Annotated in this window: 1 protein-coding gene and 1 pseudogene; both read right to left on the reverse strand. The window is 70.5% G+C overall.

Annotation, left to right across the window (positions count from 1 at the left end; all coding sequences use genetic code 11):
* A partial coding sequence (locus ACLZN2_RS50440) for an amino acid adenylation domain-containing protein (RefSeq protein ID WP_416986970.1) occupies positions 1–4,740 on the reverse strand: 4,740 nt, incomplete at its 3' end.
* Positions 4,741–4,806: 66 nt separating this feature from the next.
* Positions 4,807–5,151 (reverse strand): annotated as a pseudogene (locus ACLZN2_RS50445) (AMP-binding protein); the annotation flags it as partial.
* Positions 5,152–5,164: the final 13 nt, after the last annotated feature.

The following is a 5,164-nucleotide window of genomic DNA, read 5'->3' on the forward strand; positions in this document are numbered from 1 at the left end:
CGTACCAACAGGGATGTCCTCCCCCGCACCCAACCGCGACAACAACACCGCCAACGCCGCCTGAACCACCATGAACAACGTGACACCCTGCTCACGCGCGAGCACAGCCAACCGCTCATGCACGTCAGCAGGAACATCCAGCGCCACCACATGACCCCGATGCGACGCCACCGCCGGACGCGCCCGGTCCACCGGCAGGACGAGTTCCTGCGGCACCCCTGCCAGCGCTTCGCGCCAGTACGCCACCTGCCCCGCCAGCAGACTGCCCGGATCCTCCTCATCGCCCAGCAGCTCACGCTGCCACAGCGTGTAGTCCGCGTACTGGACCGTCAACGGCTCCCACCCCGGCACACGCCCCTCACACCGCGCCGCATACGCCCGCGAGACATCACGAGCCAACGGCCCCATCGACCAGCCGTCCCCCGCAACGTGATGCAACACCACCACCAGCACCGAGGACTCCGAACCCGTCTCCACCAGCAAGGCCCGCAACGGAACCTCCACCGCCAGGTCGAACCCGTACCCGACCTCGGCCGCCACCAGCCCCGCCACCTGCTCCTCAGCGGCCTGAACGACCCGCAGCACCTCACCCACCTCACTCAGCGGCAGCACGAGCTGGTACGGCTCCCCGTCCACGACGGGGAACACCGTGCGCAACACCTCGTGCCGCGCCACCACATCCCCCAACGCCCCGGCCAACGCACCGACATCGACCCGCCCACCCAACCGCAGCACCATGGGCAGGTTGTACGTCGCGCTCGACCCCTCCAACTGCGCCAGGAACCACAACCGCCGCTGCGCGAACGACAACGGCACCCGCTCAGCCCGCTCCCACCGCCCCAGACCCATCCGAGCCGGACCCGCACCAGTGACCCGAACCGCCAACTCCGCAGGCGTCGGCGACTCGAAGACAGCCCGGACGCCCAGCTCGACCCCGAACACCGACCTCACGCGCGACACCAACCGAGCAGCCAACAGGGAATGACCGCCCGCGCCGAAGAAGTTCTGCTCGGCCCCCACCCGATCCACACCCAGGACGTCGGCGAAGGCTCCGCACATGAGTTCCTCGACCACCGTGGCAGGCCCCCGCCCACCGCCGGACGTCGCGTACTCCGGCACCGGCAGCGCGGCCCGGTCCACCTTCCCGTTCACCGTCAGCGGCAGCCGCTCCAGGACCACGACCGCTGCGGGCACCATGTACTCCGGCAACCGCTCACCCGCGAAGGTGCGCAGTTCACCGGGCAGGTCATCACCTGCGGTGCCGCCGTACGGCACGACGTAGGCCACCAGGCGCATGGTGCCGGGGATGTCCTCACGGGCGACGACGGCGACCTGGGCGACCCGGCGGCAGGAAGCCAGTACGGCCTCGACCTCACCCGGCTCGATGCGGAACCCCCGGAGCTTCACCTGGCCGTCGGTCCTCCCGACGAAGGTGAGCCGCCCATCGGCGGTCCAGCGCCCCAGGTCCCCCGTCCGGTACATCCGCTCGCCCGCAGCCCCGAACGGGCATGCCACAAACCGCTCCGCCGTGAGGGCGGGCCGGTTCTGGTAACCGCGTGCCACCTGTTCACCGGCCACATACATCTCTCCCACCACTCCGGGCGGGGCCGGCGACAACGAAGCGTCAAGGACGTACACCCGGGTGTTGGGCAGTGGCCGGCCGATCGGCGGGAGGCCGGACCGTGTCGGCTCCACCGGGATGGTGGTGACCATGACCGTCGCCTCGGTCGGCCCATAGGTATTGACCAGCTCACGGCCGTTCGACCAGACCCGGGCCAGCTCACCGGTGAGCAGTTCCCCGCCCACCAGTACCCGCCTCAGCCCATCCAGCGCACCCGTGTCCAGGGCGGACAGCAGTGACGGGACCACACTCGCCACCGCCACCCCCGACCTGTTCATCAGCTTCGCCAGCAATCCGGGATCGGCGCGCTCCGCCTCGGTCGCCATCACCAGCCGGCCGCCCGACGCCAGCGCCACCGCTACGTCCAACACCGATCCGTCGAAGCCGAACGACGCGAACTGCAACATGGCGGCGCCCGGTCCGGCGCCGACCACCGGGCCCAGGCCCGTCGTCAGGTTCACGACGCTGCGCTGGCTGACCACCACCGCCTTCGGCGATCCGGAAGAACCGGAGGTGTACATCACATACGCCGCGTTCGCCCCCACCGCCGCCTGTGGCGTACCCGTCCGGGCGGTGTCCATCCCCGTCCGCCCGGTGTCCGTGCCCATCCGGCCGTTCACCCGGAGATCGCCCAGGCACACCACCGGCACACCCGGCTGCCCAGGCACCGCGTCCGTCCGCGTGGTGCTGGTGACCACGCACGCCACCGCCGCGTCCGTGAGCATGAACGCCACCCGCTCGGCCGGCAGGCCCGGCTCGGCGAACAGATACGCGCCTCCCGCCTTCCACACGCCCAGCACGGACACCACCACGTCCACCGTGCGGTCCATCACCACCGCCACCACCGACTCGGGGCCCACCCCCAGCCCGGTCAGGACCTCCGCCAGCCGAGACGCCCGCTCGTCCAACTCCGCGTACGTCAGCTCCTCTGCCCCGCACACCACCGCCACCGCGTCCGGATCGTCGGCCACCCGCTCCGCGAACAGCGCCGGCCACGTGACGTCCGCGAGCGGCAGCACCGTGTCGTTCCAGCCCGCCACCATCAGCTCACGGCTGGACGGGGAGAGAACCCGGACCTCACGCAGCGGAGTCCCAGGCGCGTCCTCCAGTGCTCCGACGAGTTCCTCGATCACGGTGTGCAGGGTCTCCAGCACCGTTCCCGGCTCCCCCGGCGCCACCACCTCCGCGGTCAGCCGGAAGTCCGAGCCGCTGTCGTCGACCGCCACGGCGAGCGGGTAGTTGGTGCGTTCCTGAACGAACAGCACGCCCATGCGCGGGTTCTGACCGCCCTGTCCTTGAGAGGCGTTGCCCGGCCGGGAGCTGTGCCGGTAGTTGAAAAGCGAAGTGAACAGCGGGCCCGGTGAGGGGACGCCGCTGGCTCGCTGAGCGAGTGTCAGGGGTGCGTGCTCGTGCACCAGCAGGCCGGCCAGCTGGGACTGCATGGCCGTGACGGCGCCGACCGCGTCCAGGCTCGCGACGTCCACCCGTACTGGCAGGGTGTTCATGAAGGGCCCCGGAACACGGTCCGCGCCCGCCCCCGCGTTCATACGGCCGAGCAGCACCGTCCCGAACACCACATCGCTGCGGCCGGACAGGCTCGCCAGCACCCGCGCCCACGCGACATGGAACAGCGTCGCCGGGCTCACCCCCAGTCGACGAGCCTGTCCACGCACCCGCTGAGCCAGGGTGTCATCGACCATCACGTGCTCCTGCTGCGCGCCGGTGCCGTCGCCGTGGGCGTCGGACAGGCCGAACGGCAGCGTCGGTTCCGTGACATCACCGAGCAGGCCGGTGAAGTACTCCTCGTGCTCCTGCCGCGAGACCCCCAGCCGGGCCTGGGCGACGAAGTCACGGAACGGCAGCGGCGCCGGCAGTTCGTCCCCACGCCCCGCCATGAACGCCGCGACCTCACCCAACACCACATCCAGCGCCGTGTGGTCCTGGAGCAGATGATGCACCTGCACCAACACCAGCCACCGCTCGCTGCCCGGCTCCGCCACCACATGCACCCGCAGCAACGGCGCCCGCCGCAGATCCATCCACGAACCCGCTGCCGCCAGCAGCTCGGCCGCCGGATCCCCGGTCTCGGGCAGCACCATTTCGGTGACCGGCAGCGCGGCACGGCGCAACACCACCTGCACCGGCTCCGGCAGCCCTTCCCACACCAGAGCCGTGCGGTAGATGTCGTGCCGGTCCACCACCCGCTGCAACGCCGACAGGAGGCTGTCCAGCCGCTGCCGAGTGTCAAGGGCGACGGCGAAAGAGAAGAGATAGGGATCCGTGTCGGCCGATGCGGCGAGCAGGTGGTGGAAGAAGATGCCCTCCTGCAACGGGGCCAGCGGATACACGTCCGCCACGTTCGCCGCCCCGCCCTCGACCGCCGCGCACACCAGCTCCACCTGTGCCGCCGTCAGCTCCACCAGCGGCAGCATCTCGGGGGTGATGTGCCGTGCCCCGTCCGGAATCCCGTTCGGCGGCACCTCGGTCACCGGAGCGCCACCCGACGCGGCGACCCCCGCCGGGGTGGGTGTCGCGAACAGTGTCCGCACCGGAACGCCCAGTCCCCGCTCGCGCAGTCGCTGCACCAGCGCCACCGCGAGCAGGGAATGCCCGCCCAGTTCGAAGAAGTTGTCCTCGGCCCCGACCCGCTCCAGGCCCAGGACGTCCGCGAAGACTCCACACACGATCTCTTCGACCACCGTCGCCGGGCCACGCGTGCCATCGGCGATCCCGTACTCCGGTGCCGGCAGCACGGCCCGGTCCACTTTGCCGTTCACCGACAACGGCAGCGCGTCCAGCACCACCACGGCGGACGGCACCATGTACTCAGGCAGCCGACCGCGCGCATGAAGCCGCAGTTCAGCTGCCAGATCGAGGTCGCCACCGGCACCGGCCGACACGACATAGGCCACCAGTCGTCGGTCGCCGGGGGCGTCCTCACGCGCGACCACCACCGCCTGCCCGACACCGGGATGCGCGGTCAACACGGCCTCGATCTCCGCCGGCTCGATCCGATAACCACGAACCTTGACCTGATCATCGGCCCGCCCCACGAACACCAACTGGCCATCGGCCGACCACCGGGCCAGATCCCCCGTCCGGTACATCCGCTCACCCACACCACCGAACGGACACGCCACAAACCGCTCCGCCGTCAGCCCCGCCCGACCCCGATACCCACGCGCCAACTGCACCCCCGCCACATACAACTCACCCACCACACCAGGCGCCACCGGCCGCAACCACCCATCCAGCACATACAACCGCGAACCAGGAACCGGACGACCCACCGGAACCGACTCCGCCACCACATCCCCCGCACCCACCTCGAACACACAACACCCCACCACCGCCTCCGTCGGCCCGTACTCATTGACCACAACCGTCCCCGGAGCCCGCTCCAGCCACGACCTCACCACCCCACCACCAAGAGCCTCCCCACCCACCACCAACCGCGCCCCCAACCCCGCCAACCGCTCCCCCGGCACCTGCTCCACAAGCAACGCAAGATGAGCCGGAACCACCTTCACCAGGGAAAGCCCG

It is taken from the genome of Streptomyces sp. T028 (genome assembly GCF_048159505.1).
Classification (GTDB): domain Bacteria; phylum Actinomycetota; class Actinomycetes; order Streptomycetales; family Streptomycetaceae; genus Streptomyces.